This window comes from Streptomyces sp. NPDC008137, assembly GCF_042957035.1.
In the GTDB taxonomy this organism is placed as follows: Bacteria; Actinomycetota; Actinomycetes; order Streptomycetales; family Streptomycetaceae; genus Streptomyces.
Window position 1 is genome coordinate 1 of record NZ_JBIBHN010000019.1, and the last position, 24479, is coordinate 24479.

Sequence of the window (24479 nt, forward strand, 5' to 3'; positions counted from 1 at the left end):
CGGCTCGATCACCGCCCACGACTCATCAGTCAGCTCATGACGACGCACCACGAACAAACCAACGATGCCGCCACTTTGCGGACACGACCTAGGCCGTACGGCCCGTGGTGGAGGCGAAGCCCAGCCAGGTGTGGCGGTTGTTCCACCAGCACCAGCCGACCTTCGGGGCCTCGCGGCGCTCACGGCCGTCGCGGCCGGTGCCGTTGCTGATCCAGATCGCCGGGGTGCGGGCGTCGAACGCGCCGTTCGGCTTGCGCAGCCGGGAGCCGATGGTCATGAAGCACAGGTTGCGGTCCAGGACGTCCGGTTGCTGGAGCACCCAGTGGATGCCCTCGGTGAGCAGCAGCGGGGTGCGGTCCTCCTTGCTGAGGGCGGGCAGTGCCTCGTCCGGGCTCCAGTTGCTCATGCGGTCACCGCGGTCGAGGCCGGTGAGGACGTAGAGCGGGGTGTCGGGCAGTTCGACGCCGGTGGGGGTGAACTCGTCGACGTCGGACATGTCGACGACGACGAAGCCCGGCTTGCCCTGGCGGCGGAGCAGCGGCGCGAGGGCGGAGGCGGGCGCGCGATCCGGGTGAACGGCGAGCAGCGCGCCCTCGCCGCCCACCGAGGCCTCGGCGCCTGCCGCGTACGTACGGATCTCGGTGGCCGGCAGGCCCGCGATCTCGTGCACGCCCGTCTCGATCAGCCGCTCCGCCTGCGCGGTCAGGGCCGGGAGAACGGGCAGTACGGCGGTGGTTCCGGGCGTGGTCTCGGGCACGATGCTCCCTGGGTCGGCGGCGTGAACATCGATGCAACGCGGCGCGTTGCCGGGACGTTCCCGGAATCAGGCATCAAATCGTCCGGACAGACCGTTCTGCCGCCACTCACGGGGCGTCACACCGTAGGCCGCCCGGAAGGCACGGCTGAAATGGCTGGGGCTCACGAAGCCCCAGCGCCGGGCGACGGTCGCGACCCCGTGGCCCAGGGCCGGGGACCGCAGCAGATCCCTGCGGCACCGTTCGAGGCGCTGCGTCCGGATCCACTCCCCCACCGTGACGCCCTCCAGCTGGAACAGCTTGTGCAGGTAGCGGACCGACATGAAGTGCGCGGCGGCGATGCCCGGCGGGGACAGGCCGGGGTCGGAGAGGTTGCGCAGGATGTGGTCCTGCACGCGTACGAGAGTGGCCGCGGCGGTCTCCGGAGCCCGGGTGGTGAAGCGGCCGCTGCGCTCGTTGATCAGCAGCGCGAGCAGGTCGAGGGCGGTGGCGGCGAACTGACGGCCCGCCACGGGGTCGAATCCGGCCGCTTCACGGGCCAGGCGCGCGAAGTAGGTCGCCACCAGTGCGGAACCGCCCTCCCGGCCGGAGAACGCCGTGGCGGTCACCGCCCGCAGATCGTCGTCCCGCACTCGGAGATCCTCCCGAGGGAAGTGGAACGAGGTGAAGGAGAAGCTGTCCTGCACCTTCTTGCGGAACAGCCGGGAGGAGTCCGAGAGGGAGAAGTCACCCGGCCCTATCCGGGCCTCCCTGCCGTCCTGCTCCTTGAGGGAGCTGCCCCGCCGCTGAAGGGTGAGGATGAGGAACTCCTTGCCGTCCCGGGCGATCAGCCGTCTGCTGCGCGTCACGACCTGCGGGCCCGCCTGGACGTGCGCGACCCGTAAGGAACCCAGTTCGCAGCTGACGATCTTTCCGGGCGACGGGTCTTCCTCCAGGAGCCGCACATCGAGCGGGATGAAGGTGCGCGACACGGCGTGGTGCCAGCGCTCCCCCCGGTCGGCCGCCGACAGTGACGCGGTGCAAAGGACGACGGCCACCTGATTCCCCTCCGGGCACGGTCAAGGGCCGGCAGCTCGGTTCGGCTGCCGCCCTTGACGATGTCACCACCCCGGCCGGGGGCGGTCCAGGAAGAATCGGAGGAAGAATTCGATCACTTCTGTTCGATCACCTCTGCTCGGTCACTTCTGCAGGAAGGCGAGCAGTGCCGCGTTGACCTCCTCCGCGTGGGTCCAGAGCAGACCGTGCGGGGCGCCCTCGATCTCCACGTAGTCCGCGGCCGGAAGAGCCTTGTGGAACTGCCGCGCCGTCCCGTCCACCGGCAGGATGCGGTCGCCGGTGCCGTGCAGGATCAGGGCCGGCACGTCGATCGCCGGGATGTCGGCCCGGAAGTCGGTGTACCAGGTGGAGGGCGCCGCGGACGCCGCGAAGAAGCCGCCGCCCGCGGCGACGTTCCAGCTGTTGCGGACGGCCTCCTCGCTGATCCTGGTGCCGAGGTTCTCGTCGAGGTTGTAGAAGTCGTTGTAGAAGTTCGTGTAGTAGGCGTACCGGTCCGCCTTGACGGCCGCGACGATCTCGTCGAAGAACTCCTTCGGGGCGACCCCGCCCGGGTTGTCGTCCGACTTGAGCAGGCAGGGCTCCAGGGAGGCGAGGAAGGCGACCTTGGCGACCCGGCCGGAGCCGTGGGCGGACACGTAGCGGGCGACCTCGCCGGTGCCCATCGAGAAGCCGACGAGGACGGCGTCGCGCAGGTCGAGGGTCTCCATCACGGTGTTCAGGTCGGCCGCGAAGGTGTCGTAGTCGTAGCCGGTCGTCGGCTGGGAGGACTGCCCGAAGCCGCGCCGGTCGTACGTGATCACGCGGTATCCGGCGTCGAGCAGTACGGCGCTCTGCCGCTCCCAGGAGTGCCCGTCGAGCGGGAAGCCGTGGATGAGGACGACCGGCTGCCCGGAGCCGTGGTCCTCGTAGTACAGGTCGATGGCGGTGGAGTTCTCCTGGCCCACGGTGATGTACGGCATGCGCTGCTTCCTCGTTTCGGAGGGCGGGTGGAAGGGACGCGGCCACGCTAGGCCGGGAGCCGTGCGGCCGGTTACCGTGCAGCGCACGACTCCTTGACCGGGCGCGCACTCCTGTCAGTCTGCAACAGGGGCGGAAAGGTTTGCCGTCACGACTCCGCAGGAAACGGGCCTGATCGTGCCGAATCTGCTGTTCCGGTCGGTGCCGCGGCACCCGCTCGTGCCCGTCCTGCTCGCCGGGGCCGTCGGCGCCGCGGTCGGGCTGCTGGCCCTGACACCGGTCGTGCTGTGCGTCGTTCTCGGCCCGCCGGCCTTCGCCGCGACGGCGGCGGACGCCTGGCGGCCCGTGACACCCTGAGCCACCCCGCACGTTCCCCTCCACCTCGACCGAAGGAGACCCGCATGTCGTCCGACACCGCACGCCGCCGAGCCGCCGTGGTCGGCCTGGGTGCCCGCGCCCGGCTGTTCACCCAGGCGTTGGCCGGCCCCTACGCGGACCGGTTCGAACTGGCCGGCTTCTGCGATGTCAACTCCCACCGTATGGCGGTCCACAACGCCTGGATCGCGGACGACCACCCGGGCCTTCCTCCTATACCGGCGTACGCGGCCGAGGACTTCGAGGAGATGCTGCGTCGCGAGCGGATCGACCTGGTCGTGGTGTGCACGGTGGACCACACCCACGACCACTACATCGTGCGGGCCCTGGAAGCGGGCTGCGACGTGGTCACCGAGAAGCCCATGACCACCGACGCCGACAAGGCCCGCCGCATCCTGGAAGCGCGACGGCGCACCGGACGCGAGGTCCGGGTCGCTTTCAACTACCGCTACAACCCGGCGCATTCGGCCGTACGGGAGCTGATCTCCTCGGGGGAGATCGGCGAGGTCGGCTCGGTGCACTTCGAGTGGCTGCTCGACCTGCGGCACGGCGCCGACTACTTCCGCCGCTGGCACCGCGACAAAGCCAACTCCGGCGGCCTGATGGTGCACAAGTCCACCCACCACTTCGACCTGGTCAACTGGTGGCTGGGCACCCGTCCCGAGACGGTCTTCGCGCAGGGCGGCCTGTTCTTCTACGGCGACGAGGCCGGCCGGCGCCGGAACCTCGCCCAGGAGTACGACCGCGCTCATGGCTCCCCCGCCGCAGAGGCCGACCCGTTCGCCGTGCACCTCTCCGACTCCTCCGTGCTCAGCGCGCTGTATCTGGACGCGGAGGCGGAGGACGGCTACCACCGCGACCAGAACGTGTTCGGGCCCGGGGTGACGATCGAGGACGACATGGCGGTGCTGGTCCGGTACGCCACCGGCGCGACCCTGACGTACCACCTGACCGCGTACTCCCCGTGGGAGGGCTACCGGGTCGCCTTCAACGGCAGCCAGGGGCGCCTGGAACTACTGGTGGAGGAGTCGACGTGGACCCGCCCCCGGGTACGCGTGAACGGCTCCGACCCCGTCCTGCACGGAGCCGGGGCCGAGGACACGGCCGGGCGTACCGAACTGCTGCTGCGCCCCTTCTGGGAGGAGCCGCGGGAGATCGAGGTGGCGACCGGTGAGGGCGGGCACGGCGGCGGTGACGTGCGCATGCTGGAGGACCTGTTCGGCACCCGGGCGCCGGACCCCCTGCACCGGGCGGCGGACGCGGCCGACGGGGCCCGTTCCCTGGTCACCGGCCTGGCCGCGAACCGCTCCTTCGAGACGGGACTCCCGGTGCGGACAAGGGACTTGCTTCCATCTGACTGATCGTAAACTCATCGCATCGCGCGTTCCTGGCGTGGCACCATCGGCGGCATGGATGGATTCTTGACTCCCGATCAGATCGAGGCCCGCACGTCCCGAGCCTTCGCCGCCGCCGTCGCCGCGGGTCGTGATCTGGGGCTCACGGTGACCGACGCGAAGGTGATCTACGACGTGTTCTCCGTCGTGGTGCATCTCGCTCCGTCGCCGGTGGTGGTGCGGGTGCCGACCGTCCTGCCGTCGTACTCCGACCCCGGCTTCCAGTCGGCGCGGCAGCGGACGGAGCTCGATGTCGTGGCGTGGCTCGCGGAACAGGGACACCCGGTGATTCCGCCGAGCCCGCTCGTGCCCCGGGAGCCCGTGTCGCGCGACGGCTTCTCGATGACCTTCTGGCAGTTCGTCGCGCTGGACGAGAGCGCCGAGCCGGACTACGCGCACAACTCCGCTCTGGTCGCCGATCTCCACGCCGCGCTGCGCGAGTACCCCGGTGAGCTGCCGTTCCTGTCCGCGGCCGAACCGCGGTTCGTCTCCGAGGGACTCGCCGTGCTCGAAGGGCGGCCCGATCTGCTGGAGCCGGCCGACCTCGACCGCGCGCGGCGCGAGTGGGAGGTCCTGGAGCCTGTCGTCAGCTCCCGCGCGGCGTTCGAGGCGGCGTTCCCCGGCATCGGGTTCCAGCCGATCCACGGGGACTCCCCAGCCGCCAACATCGTCTCCGCCGCGGACGGCGAGCTGTACTCCGACTTCGAGCTGACCACGCTCGGCCCGGTCGAGTGGGACCTCGCGGCACTCGGCCCCGAGTGCGAGGCCGCGTACGACACGGCCGCCGAACGCCGGGGGCTGCGGCGGCTCGACCAGGGCGTCCTGCGCGTCGTCAACGCCGTGGGCATGTCCCGCGCGGTGGCCTGCCTCGCCCTCGCACCGCAGTTGCCCCTGCTCGTGGAGGCGCTGAAGCCGGCGGTCGAGCAGTGGCGGACCATGCCGTTCGCGGGCGGACTGGGCGCCGAGTGACCGGGGTTCCGGCTCACTCCGGCAGGGGCCGGTCGTCGACCACGTGCTTCATGACGAGGGTGGACGTCAGCCGCTGGATGCCGGGGAGGCGGGCGAGCTGCTGGTCGTAGAGCTGCTGGAAGGCGGCGAGATCGGTGGTGGCGACGCGCAGGAGGTAGTCGGGGTCGCCGAACAGGCGCTGGGCCTGGAGCACGTGCGGCACGGCGGCCACCCCCTCCTCGAAGGCGGTGACGGTGTCGGCGTCCTCCCAGCGCAGGGTGACGAAGACGAGGGCCTCGAAGTCGAGGCCCACGGCGGCCGGGTCGACGACCGCCCGGTAGCCGCGGATCGCGCCCTCGCGTTCGAGGTCGCGCAGGCGGCGGTGGCAGGGAGAGACGCTGAGCTTCACGCGCGCGGCGAGTTCGGTGACCGTGAGACGGCCGTCCAACTGCAGCTCGGTAAGAATTTTCCGGTCCAGGGCATCCATGGAGAAGATTCTGCCCCAGATCCCGCGATCAAGGAGTAAACAAGGGAACACTTTCGGGCAGATCCGGCCTAGCCTTCCTTTCGCGACACGGCACGTGAGAGGGACCCATCCATGGACACGACGACGCTGGCGGCATTTCTGGCAGTGGATCTGCTGCTGATATTCACCCCCGGCGCCGACTGGGCCTACGCGATCTCGGCGGGTCTTCGGGACCGTTCGGTCATGCCGGCGGTCGCCGGACTGGTGGCCGGATACGCCGGATACACCCTGCTCGCGGTCGCGGGGCTGGTGGTGATCGTGGCGAGCTCGGGGACTCTGCTGACCGCGCTGACCGTGGCGGGAGCCGGCTATCTGGTGTGGCTCGGCTGGGGCGTGCTGCGGCAGCCGGCCGTTCTCACCGCGGCCGAGGCGGAGGCCGGACCCTCCGGGTCCTCCCGGCTGCGGACCATGCTCAGGGGCATCGGGATCTCGGGCCTCAACCCCAAGGCCCTGCTGCTGTACTTCTCGCTGTTCCCGCAGTTCATCGACCCGGCGGGCGGCTGGCCTGTCGCCGGGCAGACCGGCCTGCTCGGCACGTTGCACATGACCGCCTGCGCGGTCGTCTATCTCGGCGTCGGCGTCCTCGCCCGCACCGTCCTCAGGACCAGGCCCGCGGCGGCCCGGGCGGTCACCCGGGTCTCCGGTGCGATGATGATCGCCATCGGCGGTCTCCTGCTCGTGGAACGCCTGGGCGGCTGACGAACCCCGCGCACCGCACCCGGTACCCGCCGTCGAAGGAGAGCACGTGGCAGAGCAGATCCGGCCGGAACAGGCGAGCCCCGAGATCCGGGCCCGCGTCCGGAGAGCTTCGACCGCCAGGGGCTGATGGCGCATCTCGGCGCCCGGCTCACCCGCGTCGCGCCCGGCAGCGTCCACATCGCGCTCCCGAACCGCCCCGAAGTCACCCAGCAGCACGGCTACTTCCACGCGGGCGCCACCAGCGCGATCGCGGACAGCGCGGGCGGCTACGCCGCGTACACCCTGTTTCCCGACGGCACCGACGTGCTCACCGTGGAGTACAAGATCAACCTCCCCTCACCGGCCGTCGTCGACCACCTCGAAGCGGTCGGCACGGTCCTGAAGGCCGGGCGGACCCTGACCGTGTGCCGACTGGAGGTGTTCGGCGTCCAGGACGGCCGGACCAAGCTCGTCGCGAACGGGCAGCAGACCCTGATCCGCGTCCACCGCGTCTGAGGTCAGCGGAGGACCACCGTGCGTCTGCCCTGGACGAACACCCGGCCCTCGCAGTGCCAGCGGACCGCGCGGGCCAGGGCCGCCGACTCCGCGTCCCGGCCGATGGCGACGAGGTCGTCAGGGGTGTGGCTGTGGTCGACGTCCCTGACCTCCTGGGCGATGATCGGGCCCTCGTCGAGGTCGGCGGTGACGTAGTGGGCGGTCGCCCCGACGAGTTTGACGCCGCGTTCGTGGGCCTGGTGGTAGGGCTTGGCGCCCTTGAAGCTCGGCAGGAACGAGTGGTGGATGTTGATCGCCCGGCCGGCCAGGCGGGAGCACAGGCCGTCCGAGAGCACCTGCATGTAGCGCGCCAGCACGACCAGGTCGACGTCGAACGCGTCGACGAGTTCGAGGAGCCGGGCCTCGGCTTCGGGTTTGGTCGCGGCTGTGACCGGCACGTGGAAGAACGGGATGCCGTGCCAGGCGACGAGGGCCTCGTGGTCGCGGTGGTTGGAGACGACCGCGACCACGTCGACGGGCAGGTCACCGCTGCGGGTGCGGAAGAGCAGGTCGTTGAGGCAGTGGCCGTAACGGGACACCATGACCAGCACCCGGCGGCGGGTGCTGACGGGTTCGAGAAGCCACCGCATGGCGAAGGGGGCGGCCACGGCGGCGAAGTCACGGCGCAGGCTCCCTGTCACGGTCTCGTCGGCGGCGGCGGCGAAGCGCACCCGCATGAAGAAGTGGCCGTCACGGCGGTCACCGAACTGCTGGTTGTCGACGATGTCGCTGCCGTGCTCCAGCAGGAACCGCGAGACGGCGTGGACGATGCCGGGGGCCTCGGGGCAGTCGAGGGTCAGGACGTGCTCCGTCTGGGGTGACGCCGTCCGTGGCGAGGTGCTCATCAGGGAACCTCCGCGCCACGGAACTCGCTCATCGCGTCGATGAGCCAGCGCGCCAGGTGGTCGGCGAACGAGGAGCGCGGGAGCAGGTGGTAGGCCGGCGCGTCGTCGATCTGCCGGAGCAGCACCGGGACCGGGCCAACCGTGGTCGACACCGCCTTGCCCGGACCGAAGGCCCGGGGGTGCAGGTCCAGGGGGCAGCCCTTCTCCAGCACCGGCCGGGCGGACGGGCCGCGCAGCTCCAGCGTGGTGCGGTTGGCGGAGACGTCCACGGCCGACCCCGGGTCCGCCCCGAGTGCCTCGCGCAATTCGGCGGTCAGGGCGGTCCCGTCGGCCCGGGAGATGACGAGCCACTCGTCGGGACCCAGCCAGACGGCCGTGTGGGGCCCGGACTCGGTGGTCTGCCCGCACTCGCGCGGGAGCCGCGCCCCCAGGGTCTTCTCCATACGCCCGGCGGCTTCGGAGCCGGGGGCGACGCGCACGTTCACCATGGTGAGGAACGGCCGCTCCAGCAATGTGACCCCCCGGGCGCCGGTGACCGCGGCGGCGCGCATCCGGTCCTCCAGATGCGCGAGGGGGCTTCTGCGCAGGGCCACCGGGCCCGCGTCGATCGTCGGCTCAGCCATCTCGCTTGGTCCCTTCGGGGTCGTAGAGGACGCAATCGGCCACCTCGACGGGCACCAGGTCCTCGCCCACCGGAGCGAGCAGGGTCTGCCCGATCCTGGCCCGCCCGTCGGCGACGAGGGCGAGGGCGAAGGGGCGGCCGAGGGCCGGACTGTGGTAGCTGGAGGTGACGTGGCCGAGCATCGGCACTGGCACCGTCTCCAAGGAGACGTCCGGCGCGACCAGTTGGGTGCCTTCGGGCAGCCGGGTCGTGCGGTCGCTCGGCAGCAGGCTGACGAGGTGCTTGCGGTCCGTGCGGGAAGTGTCGGCGCGGGCGAAGGACCTCTTGCCGATGAAGTCCTTCTGCTTCGAGACCACCCAGGACATGCCCGCGTCCTGCGGGGTGACGGTGCCGTCGGTGTCCTGGCCGACGATGATGTAGCCCTTCTCGGCCCGCAGGACGTGCATGGTCTCGGTGCCGTAGGGGGTGATGCCGTACGGTCGGCCGATCGCGTCCACCTCCTCCCACACCGCGAGGCCGTACCACGCGGAGACGTTGATCTCGTAGGCGAGTTCGCCGGAGAAGGAGATCCGGCAGATGCGGGCGGGGATGCCGGACGCCAGGGTGGTCTCGCGGAAGGCCAGGAAGGGGAAGGCCGCGTTGGACAGGTCGACGTCGGGTGCGAGGTGGGTCACGACCTCGCGCGACTGCGGACCGACCACGGCGATCGTCGCCCACTGCTCGGTCACCGAGGTGCAGTGCACGTCGAGTTCGGGCCACTCGGTCTGCAGCCACTCCTCCAGCCAGTCCAGGACCCCGGCGGCGCCGCCGGTCGTGGTGGTCATGAAGTATCGGTCGTCGTCGAGGCGCAGTGTCACACCGTCGTCGAAGATCATCCCGTCGGGCTTGCACATCACGCCGTAGCGGGCCATGCCGGGCCTCAGCTTCTTGAAGGCGTTGGTGTAGACGCGGTTGAGGAACTCGCCCGCGTCCTCGCCCCGGATCTCGATCTTGCCGAGGGTGGAGGCGTCCATGAACGCCACTCCCTCGCGGGCCGCACGGCATTCACGGGCCACCGCCGTGTCCATGTCCTCACCGCACCGCGGGTAGTACCGGGGGCGCTTCCACTGCCCGACGTCCTCGAACTCCGCGCCGTGCGCGACATGCCAGCCGTGGATGGACGTGGTGCGCTCCGGGTCGAACAGCTCGCCGCGCTCCCGGCCGGCCAGCGCGGCGAAGGCGATCGGTGTGTAGGGCGCCCGGTAGGCCGTGGTGCCGATCTCGCCCGGTGAACCGCCGAGGATCTCGGCGATCACCCCGATCGCGTTGACGCCGGACGTCTTGCCCTGGTCGTTGGCGGTGCCGAGCGAGGTGTAGCGCTTGACGTGCTCGACGCCGCGCATGCCGGCCCCGGTCGAGCGCAGGACGTCGGCGACGGTGACATCGCGTTGCAGGTCGACGAAGTGGGTGTCCCAGGAGTCGCCCGGCACCGAGGAGTCACCCGGCACCAGCCACAGGGCGCGCACCTCGGAGCGCGTCGGCTCGGACCGCGCCGGCGGCACCCGCACCGGGAACCCGGCCTCCGTCGCGGCCCGCGCTCCCGCCCGCGCTCCCTCGGCCAGGCAGCCGTCGAGGTCGTACGATCCCCGCGCCGCCCCCACGACCTGCTGATTCCGCACGGCGCCCTCGGGGACGAACGCGACCAGTTCCTCGTCCCAGCGCAGCCGCCCCTGCCGCTGGCTGTGCAGATGCACCACCGGGCTCCAGCCGCCGGACACGGCGAGCAAGTCGCAGTCGAACGACTCCGGTTCACCGCCGTCGAGGGCCCGGACGGTCACACCCGTGATCCGTCCGTCCCCCTCGGTCCCGACCACGGCGCTGCCCGTCAGCACCCGTGTCCCGGTCGCCGCGGCGACCTCGGCGGCCCGGGGGGACAGCCCGGCGCGCGCGTCCGCGACGGCGGCGACGGGGATGCCCGCGTCGTGCAGATCGGTGACCGTGTCGTAGGCGCTGTCGTTGGTCGTGCTCACCACGGCCCGCGAACCCGGCGCCACGGCATACCGGTTGAGGTACGTCCGCACGGCCCCGGCGAGCATCACCCCGGGCCGGTCGTTGCCGGCGAAGACCAGCGGTCGCTCGTGCGCGCCGGTCGCCAGGACCACCTGACGGGCCCGGATGTGCCACAGCCGCTGCCGGGAGACGCCTTCCAGTGTTCCGAGGTGGTCGGTGCGCCGCTGGAGAGCGAGCACGTAGTTGTCGTCGTAGGAGCCGAAGGCCGTGGTGCGGGGCAGCACGACGACCTCGGGGGCGGCGTCGAGGGCCGCGCGGACGCCGGCGATCCACTCGGTGTCGGAGAAGAGCGAACCGCCGGGTTCGGGCTGGTCGTCGACGAGGATCACGCGGGCACCGGAAGCCGCGGCAGCGGCGCCGGCCGCGAGCCCGGCCGGTCCGGCTCCGACCACGAGGACGTCGGTGTGGACGAACTTCTTGTCGTAGACGGCGAGGTCGGGGGCCGGGTCGAGCCGGCCCATCCCGGAGAGGGTGGTGGCGGACAGGCCGTCGTACAGCTCCACCGTCGTCGCCGGGAGCATGCCCTCCGAGCAGGGGCCGTCGAGCTGCACCAGGGCGTTGGGCTCCTCGGCGCCCGCGGCGACGATGCCGCGCGGGCGGCCCCGGTACAGGGACGGGGCGACCTCGACGAGACCGTTCGCCAGCATGGCCGAAGCGAGGGTGTCGCCGGGGTGGCCGGTCAGTTCCCGGCCGTCGACGGTGAACCGCAGCACGGTGCCGCGGTCGACACGGCCGCCCTGCGGGAGCCGGAAGCGCTGGTCGGTCATCGGTTCCCTCCGGGGCGGGGCTCGTCGAGGCGGTACGAGGTCAGCACCTCGTGGGTGGCGGTGTCGCGCAGGACGTTGAACCAGCGGCGGCAGCCGATGCCGTGCATCCACCGTTCCGCGAAGGGGCCCTTGGGGTTGTCCCGGTAGAAGACGTACGCGGCCCACTGCTCGTCGGTGAGCTCGCCCGGGTTCTCGGGGTGGGGGACGTGGGCCTGGCCGCCGTAGTGGTACTCGGTCTCGTCGCGCGGACCGCACCAGGGGCAGGTGATGAGCAGCACGGTGGTGTCCTCCTCAGTGGGCCACGGCCGCCGCGCCGTGTTCGTCGATCAGGGCGCCCGTCGTGAAGCGGTCGAGCGCGAAGGGGGCGTTCAGCGGATGCGGCTCGCCCGTGGCGAGGGTGTGCGCGAAGGTCCAGCCGGCGGCCGGGGTGGCCTTGAAACCGCCGGTGCCCCAGCCGCAGTTGACGTAGAGGTTCTCGACGGGGGTCCTGCCGATGATCGGGGAGGCGTCCGGGGTGACGTCGACGATCCCGCCCCAGGTGCGCAGCACGTGCGCGCGGGCGAAGACGGGGAACAGTTCGACGGCGGCGGCCATCTGCCGCTCGATGACGTGGAAGGAGCCGCGCTGTCCGTAGCCGTTGTAGGAGTCGACGCCCGCGCCCATCACCAGCTCGCCCTTGTGGGCCTGGGAGACGTAGACGTGGACGTGGTTCGACATCACCACGGTCGGGTGCACGGGCTCGTGCAGCTCGGAGACCAGTGCCTGCAGCGGATGGGACTGCACCGGCAGCCGTACGCCCGCCCGCTCGGCCAGCACACTGCTGTGCCCGGCCGCCGCGAGACCGACCCGGCCGGCGTGGATGCGGCCGAGGTTGGTGTCCACGCCCACGACCCGGTCGCCGTCCTTGAGGAAGCCGGTGACCTCGCAGCCCTGGATCAGGTCCACGCCCAGCTCGTCGGCGCGGCGGGCCAGCGCCCAGGCGACGTGATCGTGCTTGGCGATGCCGGCCCGGGGCTGGAAGGTGGCGCCGAGGACCGGATAGCGGGTGCGGGGCGAGACGTTGAGGATGGGGCAGACCTTGGCGACCTCGTCCGGTTCGAGCCACTGTGCGTCGACTCCGTTGAGGCGGTTGGCGCCCGCCCGGCGCACGCCCTCGCGGACGTCCTGGAGGGTGTGGGCGAGGTTGAGGACTCCTCGCTGGCTGAACAGGAAGTCGTAGTCCAGTTCCTCGGGGAGCCGCTCCCACAGCTTCAGCGCGTGTTCGTAGATCGCCGCGCTCTCGTCCCAGAGGTAGTTGGAGCGGATGATCGTGGTGTTGCGTGCCATGTTGCCGCCGGCCAGCCAGCCCTTCTCCAGGACGGCGACCTTGGTGATGCCGTGGTTCTTGGCGAGGTAGTAGGCGGTGGCCAGGCCGTGGCCGCCCGCGCCGACGATGACGACGTCGTAGGAGGAGCGCGGCTCCGGGGTGCGCCAGAGGAAGTCCGGGTGCTCCGGCAGCGGCTGAGTGGTCATGCCGCGTCTCCCTTCAGGTCAGGGTAGAGGGGGAAGGCGGCGGCGAGCTGGCCGACCCGGTCGCGCAGTGCGTCCTCGGGCTGTTCGCCCTTGAGGGCCTCGGCGATGATGTCGGCGACCTCACGGAACTCCACGCCGCCGAAGCCACGAGTGGCCAGGGCCGGGGTGCCGATCCGCAGCCCCGACGAGACCATCGGCGGGCGGGGGTCGAACGGCACCGCGTTGCGGTTGACGGTGATGCCGACGCGGTGCAGCCGGTCCTCGGCCTGCCGGCCGTCGAGCGCGGAGTTACGCAGATCGACGAGGACCAGGTGGACCTCGGTGCCGCCGGTGAGCACCGTGATCCCGGCCTCGGCCACGTCGTCGGAGAGCAGCCGTCCGGCGAGGATGCGGGCGCCGTGCAAGGTGCGCTGCTGGCGCTCCTTGAACTCCTCCCCCGCCGCCACCTTGAAGGCGACCGCCTTCGCCGCGATGACATGCTCCAGCGGGCCGCCCTGCTGGCCCGGGAAGACCGCCGAGTCGATCTTCCTGGCCAGGTCGGCCCGGCTGAGGATCACACCGCCGCGGGGGCCGCCGAGGGTCTTGTGCGTGGTGGTGGTGACGACGTCGGCGTACGGCACCGGGCTGGGGTGGAGGCCCGCGGCCACCAGCCCGGCGAAGTGCGCCATGTCCACGAGGAGATACGCGCCCACCCGGTCGGCGATGCGCCGGAACGCGGCGAAGTCCAGCCGCCGGGCATAGGCCGACCAGCCGGCGACGATCATCCGGGGCCGGTGCGCGAGGGCGAGCCGCTCGACCTCGTCCATGTCGACGCGCAGATCGGACGCGCGCACGTGGTACGGCACGACGTCGTACAACTTGCCGGAGTAGTTGAGGCGCATGCCGTGGGTCAGGTGACCGCCGTGCGCCAGGTCGAGCCCGAGGATCGTGTCGCCCGGCTTCAGCAGCGCGGACATCGCGGCGGCGTTGGCCTGGGCGCCCGAGTGCGGCTGGACGTTGGCGTGCTCGGTGCCGAACAGCTCCTTCACCCGGGCGATCGCGATCTGCTCGACCACGTCGACGTGCTCGCAGCCGCCGTAGTAGCGGCGGCCCGGGTAGCCCTCGGCGTATTTGTTGGTCAGGACCGAGCCCTGGGCCTCCAGGACGGCGGCCGGGGCGAAGTTCTCCGAGGCGATCATCTCGAGGGTGGACTGCTGGCGGTGCAACTCGGCGTTCACGGCGGTGGCTACATCCGGGTCGAGTTCGCCGAGCGGAAGGGTGAGGGGGGAGGCGAGTGTGCTGGTCGACGGGCTGGTTGCCATCTGTGCACCATTCTGGTGGCCGACTAATGCGCAACTGATATATCAGACTCTGCGGTACGGTATGGGAGCTCGCCGGACAGGTCAAGGGGGCATTCATGCAGCAGCTGGCGACCGAGCCCGCAGGCGGAGAGCCGAGTGGCCCAGCGCCCGGGGGCGAGGAGCTGTCGCTCGCCGAGCGGGCCTACCGCGCCATCCGCGACCGGCTCGTCATGCTCGAGATCCGCCCGGGCGCGCCGATCCACGAGGAGCAGCTCGCGCAGTCCCTCGGCGTCGGCCGGACGCCGGTGCGCGAGGCGCTCAAGCGGCTCCAGTACGAACGGCTGATCACGACCTTCCCCCGGCGCGGCACCTTCGCCACCGAGGTCAACATCACGGACCTGGCCCATATCTCCGAGGTGCGCCAGGAGCTGGAGCCGCTGGCCGCCGCCCAGGCCGCGCGCCGCGCCACGGCCGCGGACCGGGCGGTCCTGACGGCCCTGCGGCAGGAGCTGGAGAGCGCGCATTCCGGCCGGCACGACGACACCGGGCTCATGCACCTGGACCTCCAGGTCCACCGCGCCGTCTACGCCGCCGCGCACAACCCCTACCTGGAGGACACCCTCGTCCGCCACGACAACCTCGCCACCCGCATCTGGTGCCTGTTCCTCGACCGCCTGTCCGACATGGCCGGCCACGTCGAGGAGCACGGGCCGTTGATCGAGGCGATCGTGGCGGGTGAACCGGAGAAGGCGGCACAGCTCGCCCGCGGTCACGTCGAGGGGTTCGAGCAGGCGATCCGCGCGGCCATCTGACGGCGCGACGGGAGCCCCGGGGTTCCCGGGCTCTCAGCCCAGGCGGGGCCGTCCCGCCGGCGTGGCCCACAGGTGCGGGGCGATGTCGCCCTCGGGGAGCTGGGCGATCATGTAACGGACACAGCGCTCGATCTCGACCCGCCACAGCCGGGCCGCCTCGTTCCCGCTGGTCGACGTCCCCGAGGGGCCGAGGTCGCCCGCGAGGAGATCTTCGGCCCCGTCATCACGGTCGCGACCTTCAGCGACGAGGAAGCGGTCCGGCGCGTCGGCGACGTCCCCCTGGGCCTGTCGGCCTCCGTCTGGACCGAGAACGCCCGCCGCGCTCGCGCCGTGGCCGCGCGCCTCGATTTCGGAACCGTCCTGGACGACTACACGCGAACCAAGCACGTCATGCACAACCACGAGCGCTGATCCACCCCGGCGGAAGTCGCGGTAGCGGGCGTCCTGCGAGGGTACCCGCCTCCGAATACGGTCAAATGCGAACAGGAAGGGCATATAACAGCTCGGGGTCACCTGCGGAGGCACCGTGGAGGGACGTGTACCGGAGGATCTCGCGGTCGTCGTCGACGCCCGCGGGGCGATCATGGCGTGGAGCGACGGCGCCCGCCGCCTGCTCGGATACGACGCCGCCGAGATCGTGGGCCGGGCCGTCGGCGGACTGCTCGCCGCCGATCTCCCGGAATCCACGCGGCAGCATGTGGCCGACGGGCAGCGGTGGGCCGGTGAGGTGGCGCTTCGGCACCGGGAGGGCCACCGGATCGTGGTGCGGCTGCAGGGAACGCCGCTGACGGACACCGGCCGGGAGCGGCTCTGGCTGGTGACCGGCATCGTACCGGCGCACACGGCGCGGCGGGCCGGGCAGGGAGCCCCGCCCCTGTGGGACCTCACGCTCTCCCAGCTCCCGGTCCCGGTGGCGGTCTACGACCGTGAGGCCCGGCTCGTGGCCGCCAACGAGACCATGGCGCAGGTGATGGGCCGGACCGAGGAGGAGATGAAGGGCCTGACCCTGTGGGAGATCCACCCCACCTGGCCCTTCGACGAGTACGACCGCCTCCAGCGAGAGGTTCTGCGCACCGGCGAGATGATCTTCCACGAGGAGCACGGCCTGGCCCCGGGCGAGACCCGGCCGCACGCCTGGTCCATGTACATGTCGCCGTTGAAGGACGAGACCGGCACGGTCCAGGGCCTGTCCGCGACCGTGTTCGACACCACGGAGCAGTCCTGGGCCCGCCGCCGGCTGGCGGTGCTCAACGACGCCAGTCTCCGCATCGGGAGCACCCTGGACGTGGCCCGGACCACGGACGAGTTGGCCGAGGTCGCCGTGAGCGGGTTCGCCGACTTCGTCACCGTGGACCTGCTGGAGTCCGTCGCCCTGGGTGACGAGCCGGAACCGCTGCCGCTGGACGCGCCGGTCACCGTACGGCGCACCGCGCAGCGGTCGGTGCTGGCGGGCTGCCCCGAGTCGGTGATCCCCTCCGGGGACACGACTTTCTACCCGGTGGACACGCTGCCGGTGCGGACGCTCGTCGCCGGCCGGGGCTCACGGCACCGGCCCGGGGATCCGGGGATGCGGGAGTGGATCAGGTCCTCGCCCGCCCGCGCCGAGTCCGTGTCCAAGCACCTGATCCACTCGGTGATGATGGTGCCGCTGCGCGCCCGGGGGGTGACCCTCGGGCTGGTGCACTTCCTGCGGCACCGGACCCCGGACCCGTTCAGCGAGGACGATCTGCTGCTCGCGGAGGAGATCGTGGCCAGGGCGGCGGTGAGCGTGGACAACGCCCGCCGCTACACCCGGGAACGCCGTACGGCTCTGGCGCTCCAGCGCAGTCTGCTGCCCGACCGGCCCCCGGAACTGGCGGCGATGGAGGTCGCGTACCGCTATCTGCCGACCGGTTCCGGGGCGGAGATCGGCGGCGACTGGTTCGACGTGATCCCGCTGTCCGGCGCCCGGGTCGCCCTGGTCGTGGGCGACGTGGTGGGCCACGGCATCCACGCATCGGCCACGATGGGCCGGCTGCGGACCGCCGTACGGACGCTCGCGGATGTCGATCTCGCCCCCGACGAGCTGCTCACGCAGCTGGACGATCTCGTCCTCAGGCTCGACCGGGAAGAGGGCCCCGAGGTGCGGCGGTCGGCGGAGGCGTCGGGGCAGGTCGGAGCGACCTGCCTGTACGCCGTGTACGACCCGGTGTCCCGCCGCTGCACCATGGCCCGCGCCGGCCACCCGCAGCCGGCGCTGGTCACGCCCGACGGCGGCGTACGGTTCCTCGACCTGCCGGCCGGACCGCCGCTGGGACTGGGCGGTCTGCCGTTCGAGGCGACCGAGGTGCGGCTGGAGGAGAACAGCCTGCTCGCCCTGTACACCGACGGGCTGATCGAGGCCGCCGACCACGACATCGAGGTCGGGCTCGGCCTGCTGCGCCAGGCGCTGAGCAGCCCCGCCGAAGTACTGGAGGAGACCTGTGACCAGGTGTTGCGCACCGTGCTGGCGGGCCGTTCCGCCGACGACATCGTGCTGATGCTGGCCCGGACCGCCGCGCTCGGCGCCGGGCAGGTGCACACCTGGCCGCTGCCGCCGGACCCCGCCGCCGTGGCCCGGGCGCGCAAGCTGGCAGGCGGGCAACTGGCCGCCTGGGGACTGACGGAGGCGGCGTTCACCACGGAGCTGATCGTCAGCGAACTGGTCACCAACGCCCTGCGCTACGGCGGCGCCCCCATCGAACTGCGCCTGATCCGCGACTCGACCCTCATCTGCGAGGTGTCCGACGGCAGCAACACGGCGCCCCACCTGCGCCGGGCCCGCGTCTTCGACGAGGGCGGACGCGGACTGCTCCTCGTCGCCCAGCTCTCCGACCGCTGGGGCACCCGCCAGACCGCCACGGGCAAGACGATCTGGGCGGAACAGCCGCTGCCCGCCGAGGCGTCCGGCTGACGGGGACGGCTCCGGGCCCTACGTCCGCCGCTCCCCCGGGCCGTGTGCCGGAGGTCCGGCATCGAGGGCGCTCTCGGTGTGCGCGACGAAGTCGTCGAGGAGCCGGCGGAGGAACACGGCGAGCTGCCGCAGCTCCCCGGCGGGCCAGTCGGACAGCGCCATCTCCATGCCCCGCCGGCGGACTTCCCGCATGCGCTCGACGGCGGCCTGGCCGGCCCCGGTGAGCTGGACACGCTGGGCGCGCCGGTCGTCCGGGTCGGCGACGCGGACGACATGGCCGGCCCGCTCCAGTCGGCTCAGCTGCCGGGTGACGTGGGAGGCCTCCACCGACAGCCGGGCGGCCAGTACGCCGGGGCGCGGTGGCTCGCTCCCGGCGATGTGCAGCAGGACCGCCGCGGCGGCCCGGTCCAGCGTCAGTCCCGACTCGGCCATCAGACGCTCGTGCTGCCGGGCCCGGCCGGCCAGGTACGTGAGGCGCGTGAGGGCCTGGTCGATCTCGGCCAGGGCCGTCGAGGCGGGCTCCGCCACGGGACGCGGTGTGGGCATGAGGCCAGCCTAAAAACATTGCTTGACTTAGGCAAGGAGAATCTGCTTGCCTAAGTCAAGCAACCGCGCTTCCCCGTCATCCACGGAGGCTTCCATGTCCCACCCCGCCGCAGGCCACGCGAAGGCCGGATCACCCGCCCCACCCAGATCGAACGCCGTGGTCGCGGTACTGGCCTTCGCCGGGATCGTGGTCTCGCTGATGCAGACCCTGGTCATCCCGATCGTTCCCGAGCTGCCGCGCTACCTCGACGCGTCGGCGTCGAACGCCGCCTGGGCGATCACCGCCACCCTGCTGGCCGCCGCCGTCGCCACCCCGGTCGTCGGCCGTCTCGGGGACATGTTCGGCAAGCGCCGCATGCTGCTCGTCAGCGTCGTGCTGCTGGTGTCCGGCTCGGTCGTCTGCGCCCTGAGCGACTCGCTCGTCCCGATGATCGTCGGCCGGACGCTCCAGGGTCTGGCGGCGGCCGTCGTGCCGCTGGGCATCAGCATCATGCGGGACGTCCTGCCCGCCGAGCGGCTCGCCGGCTCCACCGCACTGATGAGCGCCTCCCTGGGCGTCGGCGGCGCCCTCGGTCTGCCCGCGGCCGCCTTCATCGCCGACCGCTACGACTGGCACACGCTGTTCTGGATCTCCGCCGCGCTCGGTGTCGTGGCCCTGGCGCTCCTGGTGCTGATCGTGCCCGAGTCGAAGGTCCGCACCGGCGGCAGCTTCGACCTGCTCGGCTCCCTCGGCCTGTCCGCCGCGCTGGTGGCCCTGCTGCTGGCCGTCTCCAAGGGCGGCGACTGGGGCTGGACCAGCGGCACGACGCTGGGTCTGTTCGCCGCCGCGGTCCTGATCTTCCTGCTGTGGGGACGGTACGAACTGCGCACCGCCCAGCCGCTGGTGGACCTGCGGACCACCGCCCGCCGCCAGGTGCTGTTCACCAACCTCGCCTCGGTCGCGCTCGGCTTCTCGATGTTCGCCATGTCGCTCGTCCTGCCACAGGTGCTCCAGCTGCCCGAGCAGACCGGCTACGGGCTGGGCAGGTCCATGCTGGCCGTCGGCCTGATCCTGGCCCCGCAGGGGCTGGTGATGATGGCCATGTCCGCCGTGTCCGCCGCCCTCACCAAGGCGAAGGGCCCCAAGGTCACTCTGATGACCGGCGCGGTCGTCGTGGCCGCCGGGTACGGACTGAGCCTCGCGCTGATGTCCGAGGTCTGGCACATCATGCTGGTCGCCTGCGTCATCGGCGGCGGTGTCGGCTTCGCCTACGGGGCCATGCCCGCCCTGATCATGGGCGCGGTGCCGGCCTCCGAGACGGCGGCGGCCAACAGCCTCAACACCCTGATGCGCTCCATGGGAACGTCGTTCGCCAGTGCCCTCGCGGGCGTCATCCTGGCGCAGCTGACCACCGACTTCGGGGGCCACGCCCTGCCCTCCGAGAACGGCTTCAAGACGGTCATGGCCATCGGTGCCGGCGCCGCCCTGCTGGCCCTCTTCTTCGCCTCCTTCCTGCCGCGACGGCAGACGGCCGGCGAACCGGCCGAGCCGGCCGAAGCCCTCACCGAACCGGCGGAGATCTCCGGAGCGCGCGCCTAGTGCGCGTCCGCTGAGCACCGGCCCCCGGACGGCCATGGTGCAGCGGGCTCCACCCCCGTTTCGGGAACGCGCTCCCTCGTAGCGGCACACGGCGGACGGAATCGTGGTGAGCAGGCCGGAAACGCCGAACCCACCCCTCCCTCCCCCGCATTCCCTCCCGAGAGGTACCTCCATGTCTTCCCTCCTCGCCACCGTCAAGTCGTTCGCCGCCAACCTGCTGCTCTGGAGCCTGTTCACCGTCGGTCTCGGCGCCGCCCTGGGCGCCGGTGCCGTCGTCGACGGCACCCAGCAGGACGTGGCCACGATCGCCGGGTCCGCCGTCGCGGTCGTCACCGGGACGCGGCTCGCCAGGAGGCCGAGGATCAAGGGCTTCCTGGCCCGGCCCGGCACGCCGCGGTTCCTGTTCCTGTTCAACGGCGCTGCGGCCGTGGCGATGTACTTCGCCCTGGACGGCGCGAAGGGAATCGCCGCCGCTGCCGCCATGGGCCTGGTCTCCCTCGTCGCGGCCGGCGGGATCATCGCCAACCATCGCGGCGCGGCCCACGCCTGAGGCTCCGCCCCCGCGGCGGTGCCCCTCCCCCCCTCCCCCACCCCACATCACTGAGGAGACGTCATGTCCGATGCCCTGTCCTGCCCCGTCACCGGTGCCACCGGCCCGCTGCCCGAGTACCCGCTGCCGCGGGCGGCGGAGTGCCCGCTGGCCCCGGCCCCGGTCGCCCAGGAACTGCGCGACGAGAAGCCCATCACCAAGGTGCGGATCTGGAACGGCAGCACGCCGTGGCTGGTCACCCGCCACGCCGACCAGCGGGCCCTGCTGCCCGACTCCCGTGTCAGCGACGACGACCTCGACCCCGGCTTCCCTTACGTCAACGCGCACCGGGCGGAGATCGCGCCGATCACGCCCCGGCTGATCACCAACACGGACGCGCCGGAGCACACGCGGCTGCGGCGGACCGTCAACGGACCGTTCGTGGTCAAGCGCATCGAGAAGATGCGGGAGCCGGTCCAGAAAATCGTCGACGAGCTCGTCGACCGGATGCTCGCCGGCCCCAACCCGACCGACCTGCTCACGGCCCTCGCCCTGCCGGTGCCCTCGCTGGTGATCGCCGAGCTGCTCGGAGTGCCGTACGAGGACCACGACTTCTTCCAGCGCAGCAGCAGCCTGGTCCTGGACGGTTCGGCGGCGCCGGAGGAGGCCAGGAAGGCCAGCGGCGCGCTGGCCGCCTACCTGGACAACCTCATCGAGCTGAAGACCGCCGACCCGGACGACGACGTGCTGTCGGAGATGGCCGGCCGCGTCCAGGACGGCGAGATGACGCACACCGAGGCCGTCCACATGGGCGTGGCCATGCTGATCGCCGGCCACGAGACCACCGCGACGATGATCAGCCTCGGCACCCTCGCCCTGCTCCAGCACCCCGACCAGCTGGCCCTGCTGCGCGAGACCGACGACCCGAAGCTGGTCGCGAAGGCGGTGGACGAGGTGCTGCGCTATCTGTCCATCGTCCAGACCGGCGTACGCAGGGTCGCCAAGGACGACATCGAGATCGGTGATGTCGTCATCCGCAAGGGCGACGGCATCATCTTCGACCTGCACGCCGCGAACTGGGACCCGGAGGTCTTCCCCGAGGCCGAGCGGCTGGACATCACCCGCCCGGCCCGGATCCACCAGGCGTTCGGCTACGGCCCCCACCAGTGCCTGGGCCAGAACCTGGCCCGCCTGGAGCTCCAGGTCGTCTACGGCACCCTCTACCGCCGCGTCCCGACCCTGCGGCTGGACACGGCGGTCGAGGACCTGGAGTTCGACCACACCGGGACGACCTACGGCGTGCACAGCCTGCCCGTGGCCTGGTGACCCCGCCCTCTCCCCTCCTTGAGGAACAAGAGATGACAAGCATGCGTGTGGAACTGGACATACCGAAGTGCGTGGCGTCGGGGCAGTGCGTGATGGCCGCTCCTGACGTGTTCGACCAGCGGGACGACGACGGTGTCGCGATCCTGCTGGAGGAGCGGCCCGGCGAGGAACTGCGCGGCGAGGTGGAGGAGGCCGTGGCGATCTGCCCGGCCGCCGCGATCCGGCTGGTGGAGTCGTGAGGCGGGTCGTGGTCGTCGGCGCCTCGGCCGCCGGGCTCGCGGCGGCCGAGACCCTGCGCCGGGCGGGCTACGACGGCACGCTCACCCTCGTCGGTGACGAGCCGCGGGACCCCTATGACAGGCCCCCGCTGTCCAAGCAGATCCTCTCCGGCGAGTGGCCGGCCGAGCGCCTGCCGCTGCGGCCGCGGACCGACCTCGACGCCCTCGGCCTCGACCTGCGGCTGGGGTCGGCGGCGACCGGGCTGGACATGACGGACCGTACGGTGTGTCTGGCCGACGGGGAGCGAGTGCCCTACGACGGACTGATCGTGGCCACCGGAGTGCGTCCCCGGCGGCTGCCCGGTGACGGCCGCGCACACGTGCTGCGCACCCTCGACGACGCCCTCGCGCTGCGCGAGCGGCTGAGGCCGGGCTGCCGGCTGGTCGTGGTGGGCGCCGGGTTCCTCGGCGCCGAGGCCGCCGCGGTGGCCTGGGGTCGCGGCGCCCGGGTGACCCTGCTGGAACCGGCCCCCGTGCCGCTGGCGCACGCCGTCGGCACCGAGGTCGGGCAGGTGCTCTCGCACGCCCACCTCGACCACGGCGTGGAGCTGCGCACCGGCGTCACCGTGACCGAGGTGACCGACGGGGGCGTGCGGCTCGCGGACGGCGAACGGGTCGAGGCCGACGAGGTCCTGGTCGCCATAGGCTCGCTGCCCAACACCGAGTGGCTGGCCGACAGCGGGCTTCCGGTCGGCGACGGGGTGCTCTGCGACACGTACTGCGCCGCCGCGCCGGATGTGTACGCGGCCGGTGACGTGGCCCGCTGGGACAACCCGCTGTTCGGGACGTCGATGCGGATCGAGCACCGCACGAACGCCGCCGAGCAGGGCATGGCCGCCGCCCGCAACCTGCTCGCCGGGCCGGATGCGCGCAGGCCGTTCGCGCCGGTGCCGTACTTCTGGTCCGACCAGTACGACATGAAGATCCAGGCGTACGGCCATCTGCGCGGGCACGACGAAGTCAACCTCGTCGAGGGGGACTTGGCCGAGCGCAGGTTCGTGGCGGCCTATCGCACGGGCGAGCGGCTGACCGGCGCCCTGGCGGTCGGTATGCCGCCCAAGGCCGTCCGAGGCTGGCGGCAGGCCATCGCGGGCGGGACAGCCTGGAACGAGGCCGTACCGGCCGCCGGCACCGGGGCGGCCTGACCCTCGGCACATCAACCCCGGGCGGGGGCGGCCCTGTTGCCGCCCCCGCCCCTTCAGCGAGGAGATCTCAGATGGAGAACCAGACGCAGAACCGTACGGACGACCCGCGCGATGTGGTCGTCGTCACCGGAGCGGGCGGGATGGGAACGGCGGTCGCACGCCGCCTGGGCAGCGGACGGACGCTGATCCTCGCCGACCACTCGCGCGAGCGGCTCGACCAGGTCGTGGCCGAGCTGAGCGCCGAAGGGTACGCCGTGCGGGGCGTGCCGACCGATGTCTCCGACCGTGCCTCGGTCGGGGAACTCGCCCGTAGCGCGGCGGAGCAGGGGCGGATCACCGCGGTGGTGCACACCGCCGGGGTCGCCGCCGCGACGGCCTCGGTGCGCAGAATCCTCGACGTGGATCTGCTCGGCACGGTGTATGTGATCGAGGCGTTCGAGAAGGTGGCCGGCAGAGGCACCTCGCTCGTCTGTGTCGCCAGCCTGGCCGGGCACATGGCCTCGATCAGCGCCGAGGACGAGGCCGCCCTGGCGACGGCTCCCGCCGAGGAGCTGCTCGGTCTCGACGCCGTCACGGGCCTCGGTGACGACGCGACCGCCGCCTACATCCTCGCCAAGCGCGCCAATCACGTCCGCGTGCAGGCCGCCGCCCTCGCCTGGAACCGGCTAGGCGCGCGCGTCAACACCCTCAGCCCCGGTGTCGTCGCGACCGCCATGGCGAAGGCGGAGGCCGACTCGGACGCCGACGGGCACATGCTCAAGATGCTGGACGCGTGCGGCGCGGGCCGACCGGGCACACCGGGCGAGATCGCCGACGCGGTGGCCTTCCTCACCGGCCCCGAGGCACGGTACGTCACCGGCACCGATCTGCTCGTCGACGGCGGGCAGGCGGCCTGGATCCGGCGACACATGCGGCGCCCCGGATGACGACGGCGGCACCGGCCCGCTCGGGCAGGGCGTTGCGGCAGGCCGGGCGGGCCACGCTCCAGCTGTTCGTCGCCGCGCCGCTGGCCT

General features: G+C 71.9%; 24 protein-coding genes and 1 pseudogene. 14 read left to right on the top strand and 11 right to left on the bottom strand.

What is annotated here, in order from left to right; translation table 11 throughout:
- Positions 1-88: 88 nt before the first annotated feature.
- From ACFZBT_RS26210 to ACFZBT_RS26220, 3 genes are all read right to left on the bottom strand, one after another.
- Entirely contained in the window at positions 89-757 is a 669-nt protein-coding gene (locus ACFZBT_RS26210) for a DUF5701 family protein (RefSeq protein ID WP_391107898.1), read from the bottom strand.
- Positions 758-823: 66 nt separating this feature from the next.
- A complete protein-coding gene (locus ACFZBT_RS26215; protein WP_391107901.1) occupies positions 824-1792 on the bottom strand; it encodes a helix-turn-helix domain-containing protein in 969 nt (322 codons plus the stop codon).
- Between the two features lie 141 nt (positions 1793-1933).
- Entirely contained in the window at positions 1934-2770 is an 837-nt protein-coding gene (locus ACFZBT_RS26220; RefSeq protein WP_391107904.1) for an alpha/beta fold hydrolase, read from the bottom strand.
- A gap of 175 nt (positions 2771-2945) precedes the next feature.
- Between ACFZBT_RS26220 and ACFZBT_RS26225 the strand changes: the two genes are divergently transcribed.
- The 3 genes from ACFZBT_RS26225 to ACFZBT_RS26235 are packed head-to-tail and all read left to right on the top strand — an operon-like array spanning position 2946 to position 5506.
- A complete protein-coding gene (locus tag ACFZBT_RS26225; protein ID WP_391107907.1) occupies positions 2946-3125 on the top strand; it encodes a hypothetical protein in 180 nt (59 codons plus the stop codon).
- Positions 3126-3169: 44 nt separating this feature from the next.
- Positions 3170-4504: a Gfo/Idh/MocA family oxidoreductase gene (locus ACFZBT_RS26230; RefSeq protein WP_391107910.1), complete on the top strand. Its 1335-nt coding sequence runs from the start codon at positions 3170-3172 to the stop codon at positions 4502-4504.
- A 48-nt stretch (positions 4505-4552) separates the two neighbouring features.
- Positions 4553-5506: a phosphotransferase family protein gene (locus tag ACFZBT_RS26235; RefSeq protein ID WP_391107913.1), complete on the top strand. Its 954-nt coding sequence runs from the start codon at positions 4553-4555 to the stop codon at positions 5504-5506.
- Positions 5507-5519: 13 nt separating this feature from the next.
- On the opposite strand, the gene ACFZBT_RS26240 is transcribed toward ACFZBT_RS26235, so the two are convergent.
- Positions 5520-5972 (bottom strand): Lrp/AsnC ligand binding domain-containing protein, encoded by a 453-nt coding sequence (locus tag ACFZBT_RS26240; RefSeq protein ID WP_391107916.1) that lies wholly within the window; start codon positions 5970-5972, stop codon positions 5520-5522.
- Positions 5973-6083: 111 nt separating this feature from the next.
- Between ACFZBT_RS26240 and ACFZBT_RS26245 the strand changes: the two genes are divergently transcribed.
- A complete protein-coding gene (locus ACFZBT_RS26245) occupies positions 6084-6710 on the top strand; it encodes a LysE family transporter (RefSeq protein WP_391107919.1) in 627 nt (208 codons plus the stop codon).
- A 46-nt stretch (positions 6711-6756) separates the two neighbouring features.
- Positions 6757-7205 (top strand): annotated as a pseudogene (locus ACFZBT_RS26250) (PaaI family thioesterase).
- Between the two features lie 2 nt (positions 7206-7207).
- Here ACFZBT_RS26250 and purU read toward each other — a convergent pair.
- The 6 genes from purU to glyA are packed head-to-tail and all read right to left on the bottom strand — an operon-like array spanning position 7208 to position 14340.
- Positions 7208-8089: a formyltetrahydrofolate deformylase gene (purU, locus tag ACFZBT_RS26255; RefSeq protein ID WP_391107922.1), complete on the bottom strand. Its 882-nt coding sequence runs from the start codon at positions 8087-8089 to the stop codon at positions 7208-7210.
- Positions 8089-8712 carry a sarcosine oxidase subunit gamma family protein gene (locus ACFZBT_RS26260; protein WP_391107925.1) on the bottom strand — a complete coding sequence of 208 codons (624 nt, stop codon included), beginning with the start codon at positions 8710-8712 and terminating at the stop codon, positions 8089-8091. The genes purU and ACFZBT_RS26260 overlap by 1 nt, the downstream gene beginning before the upstream one ends.
- Complete coding sequence (locus tag ACFZBT_RS26265) at positions 8705-11527, bottom strand: sarcosine oxidase subunit alpha family protein (RefSeq protein ID WP_391107927.1); 2823 nt, start codon at positions 11525-11527, stop codon at positions 8705-8707. The genes ACFZBT_RS26260 and ACFZBT_RS26265 overlap by 8 nt, the downstream gene beginning before the upstream one ends.
- Positions 11524-11805 (bottom strand): sarcosine oxidase subunit delta family protein, encoded by a 282-nt coding sequence (locus ACFZBT_RS26270; RefSeq protein ID WP_391107930.1) that lies wholly within the window; start codon positions 11803-11805, stop codon positions 11524-11526. Before ACFZBT_RS26270 ends, ACFZBT_RS26265 begins: the two co-directional genes overlap by 4 nt.
- 13 nt (positions 11806-11818) lie before the next feature.
- The gene (locus ACFZBT_RS26275) at positions 11819-13039 is read right to left on the bottom strand and encodes a sarcosine oxidase subunit beta family protein (protein WP_391107933.1); all 1221 of its coding nucleotides are present in this window, start codon (positions 13037-13039) and stop codon (positions 11819-11821) included.
- Positions 13036-14340, bottom strand: a complete 1305-nt coding sequence (glyA, locus tag ACFZBT_RS26280; protein WP_391107936.1) for a serine hydroxymethyltransferase — start codon at positions 14338-14340, stop codon at positions 13036-13038. The genes ACFZBT_RS26275 and glyA overlap by 4 nt, the downstream gene beginning before the upstream one ends.
- Before the next feature lie 95 nt (positions 14341-14435).
- Here glyA and ACFZBT_RS26285 point away from each other — a divergent pair, with 95 nt between their 5' ends.
- The 3 genes from ACFZBT_RS26285 to ACFZBT_RS26295 all read left to right on the top strand — a co-directional run bounded on the left by ACFZBT_RS26285 (position 14436) and on the right by ACFZBT_RS26295 (position 18063).
- Positions 14436-15131 (top strand): FCD domain-containing protein, encoded by a 696-nt coding sequence (locus tag ACFZBT_RS26285; protein WP_391107939.1) that lies wholly within the window; start codon positions 14436-14438, stop codon positions 15129-15131.
- Between the two features lie 72 nt (positions 15132-15203).
- Entirely contained in the window at positions 15204-15542 is a 339-nt protein-coding gene (locus ACFZBT_RS26290; RefSeq protein WP_391107942.1) for an aldehyde dehydrogenase family protein, read from the top strand.
- A 115-nt stretch (positions 15543-15657) separates the two neighbouring features.
- Positions 15658-18063, top strand: a complete 2406-nt coding sequence (locus tag ACFZBT_RS26295) for a SpoIIE family protein phosphatase (RefSeq protein ID WP_391107945.1) — start codon at positions 15658-15660, stop codon at positions 18061-18063.
- An 18-nt stretch (positions 18064-18081) separates the two neighbouring features.
- Here the strand turns inward: ACFZBT_RS26295 and ACFZBT_RS26300 are convergent, their stop codons facing one another.
- Complete coding sequence (locus ACFZBT_RS26300; RefSeq protein ID WP_391107948.1) at positions 18082-18609, bottom strand: MarR family transcriptional regulator; 528 nt, start codon at positions 18607-18609, stop codon at positions 18082-18084.
- 94 nt (positions 18610-18703) lie between these two features.
- Between ACFZBT_RS26300 and ACFZBT_RS26305 the strand changes: the two genes are divergently transcribed.
- From ACFZBT_RS26305 to ACFZBT_RS26330, 6 genes are all read left to right on the top strand, one after another.
- Positions 18704-20188 (top strand): MFS transporter, encoded by a 1485-nt coding sequence (locus ACFZBT_RS26305; protein WP_391107951.1) that lies wholly within the window; start codon positions 18704-18706, stop codon positions 20186-20188.
- A 172-nt stretch (positions 20189-20360) separates the two neighbouring features.
- A complete protein-coding gene (locus ACFZBT_RS26310) occupies positions 20361-20738 on the top strand; it encodes a hypothetical protein (protein WP_391107954.1) in 378 nt (125 codons plus the stop codon).
- 63 nt (positions 20739-20801) lie between these two features.
- Complete coding sequence (locus tag ACFZBT_RS26315; RefSeq protein WP_391107957.1) at positions 20802-22043, top strand: cytochrome P450; 1242 nt, start codon at positions 20802-20804, stop codon at positions 22041-22043.
- 41 nt (positions 22044-22084) lie between these two features.
- The gene (locus tag ACFZBT_RS26320; RefSeq protein ID WP_391108296.1) at positions 22085-22282 is read left to right on the top strand and encodes a 4Fe-4S domain-containing protein; all 198 of its coding nucleotides are present in this window, start codon (positions 22085-22087) and stop codon (positions 22280-22282) included.
- The gene (locus ACFZBT_RS26325) at positions 22279-23466 is read left to right on the top strand and encodes an FAD-dependent oxidoreductase (RefSeq protein ID WP_391107960.1); all 1188 of its coding nucleotides are present in this window, start codon (positions 22279-22281) and stop codon (positions 23464-23466) included. Before ACFZBT_RS26320 ends, ACFZBT_RS26325 begins: the two co-directional genes overlap by 4 nt.
- Before the next feature lie 71 nt (positions 23467-23537).
- Positions 23538-24392 (top strand): SDR family oxidoreductase, encoded by an 855-nt coding sequence (locus ACFZBT_RS26330; protein ID WP_391107964.1) that lies wholly within the window; start codon positions 23538-23540, stop codon positions 24390-24392.
- Positions 24393-24479 lie beyond the last annotated feature (87 nt).

Bases quoted from the DNA above. Each gene is read 5' to 3' on its own strand.
- ACFZBT_RS26220 (WP_391107904.1), bottom strand. From the start codon at position 2,770: ATGCCGTACATCACCGTGGGCCAGGAGAACTCCACCGCCATCGACCTG.
- ACFZBT_RS26230 (WP_391107910.1), top strand. From the start codon at position 3,170: ATGTCGTCCGACACCGCACGCCGCCGAGCCGCCGTGGTCGGCCTGGGT.
- ACFZBT_RS26235 (WP_391107913.1), top strand. From the start codon at position 4,553: ATGGATGGATTCTTGACTCCCGATCAGATCGAGGCCCGCACGTCCCGA.
- ACFZBT_RS26240 (WP_391107916.1), bottom strand. From the start codon at position 5,972: ATGGATGCCCTGGACCGGAAAATTCTTACCGAGCTGCAGTTGGACGGC.
- ACFZBT_RS26245 (WP_391107919.1), top strand. From the start codon at position 6,084: ATGGACACGACGACGCTGGCGGCATTTCTGGCAGTGGATCTGCTGCTG.
- purU (WP_391107922.1), bottom strand. From the start codon at position 8,089: ATGAGCACCTCGCCACGGACGGCGTCACCCCAGACGGAGCACGTCCTG.
- ACFZBT_RS26260 (WP_391107925.1), bottom strand. From the start codon at position 8,712: ATGGCTGAGCCGACGATCGACGCGGGCCCGGTGGCCCTGCGCAGAAGC.
- ACFZBT_RS26265 (WP_391107927.1), bottom strand. From the start codon at position 11,527: ATGACCGACCAGCGCTTCCGGCTCCCGCAGGGCGGCCGTGTCGACCGC.
- ACFZBT_RS26275 (WP_391107933.1), bottom strand. From the start codon at position 13,039: ATGACCACTCAGCCGCTGCCGGAGCACCCGGACTTCCTCTGGCGCACC.
- glyA (WP_391107936.1), bottom strand. From the start codon at position 14,340: ATGGCAACCAGCCCGTCGACCAGCACACTCGCCTCCCCCCTCACCCTT.
- ACFZBT_RS26285 (WP_391107939.1), top strand. From the start codon at position 14,436: ATGCAGCAGCTGGCGACCGAGCCCGCAGGCGGAGAGCCGAGTGGCCCA.
- ACFZBT_RS26300 (WP_391107948.1), bottom strand. From the start codon at position 18,609: ATGCCCACACCGCGTCCCGTGGCGGAGCCCGCCTCGACGGCCCTGGCC.
- ACFZBT_RS26305 (WP_391107951.1), top strand. From the start codon at position 18,704: ATGTCCCACCCCGCCGCAGGCCACGCGAAGGCCGGATCACCCGCCCCA.
- ACFZBT_RS26310 (WP_391107954.1), top strand. From the start codon at position 20,361: ATGTCTTCCCTCCTCGCCACCGTCAAGTCGTTCGCCGCCAACCTGCTG.
- ACFZBT_RS26315 (WP_391107957.1), top strand. From the start codon at position 20,802: ATGTCCGATGCCCTGTCCTGCCCCGTCACCGGTGCCACCGGCCCGCTG.
- ACFZBT_RS26320 (WP_391108296.1), top strand. From the start codon at position 22,085: ATGCGTGTGGAACTGGACATACCGAAGTGCGTGGCGTCGGGGCAGTGC.
- ACFZBT_RS26330 (WP_391107964.1), top strand. From the start codon at position 23,538: ATGGAGAACCAGACGCAGAACCGTACGGACGACCCGCGCGATGTGGTC.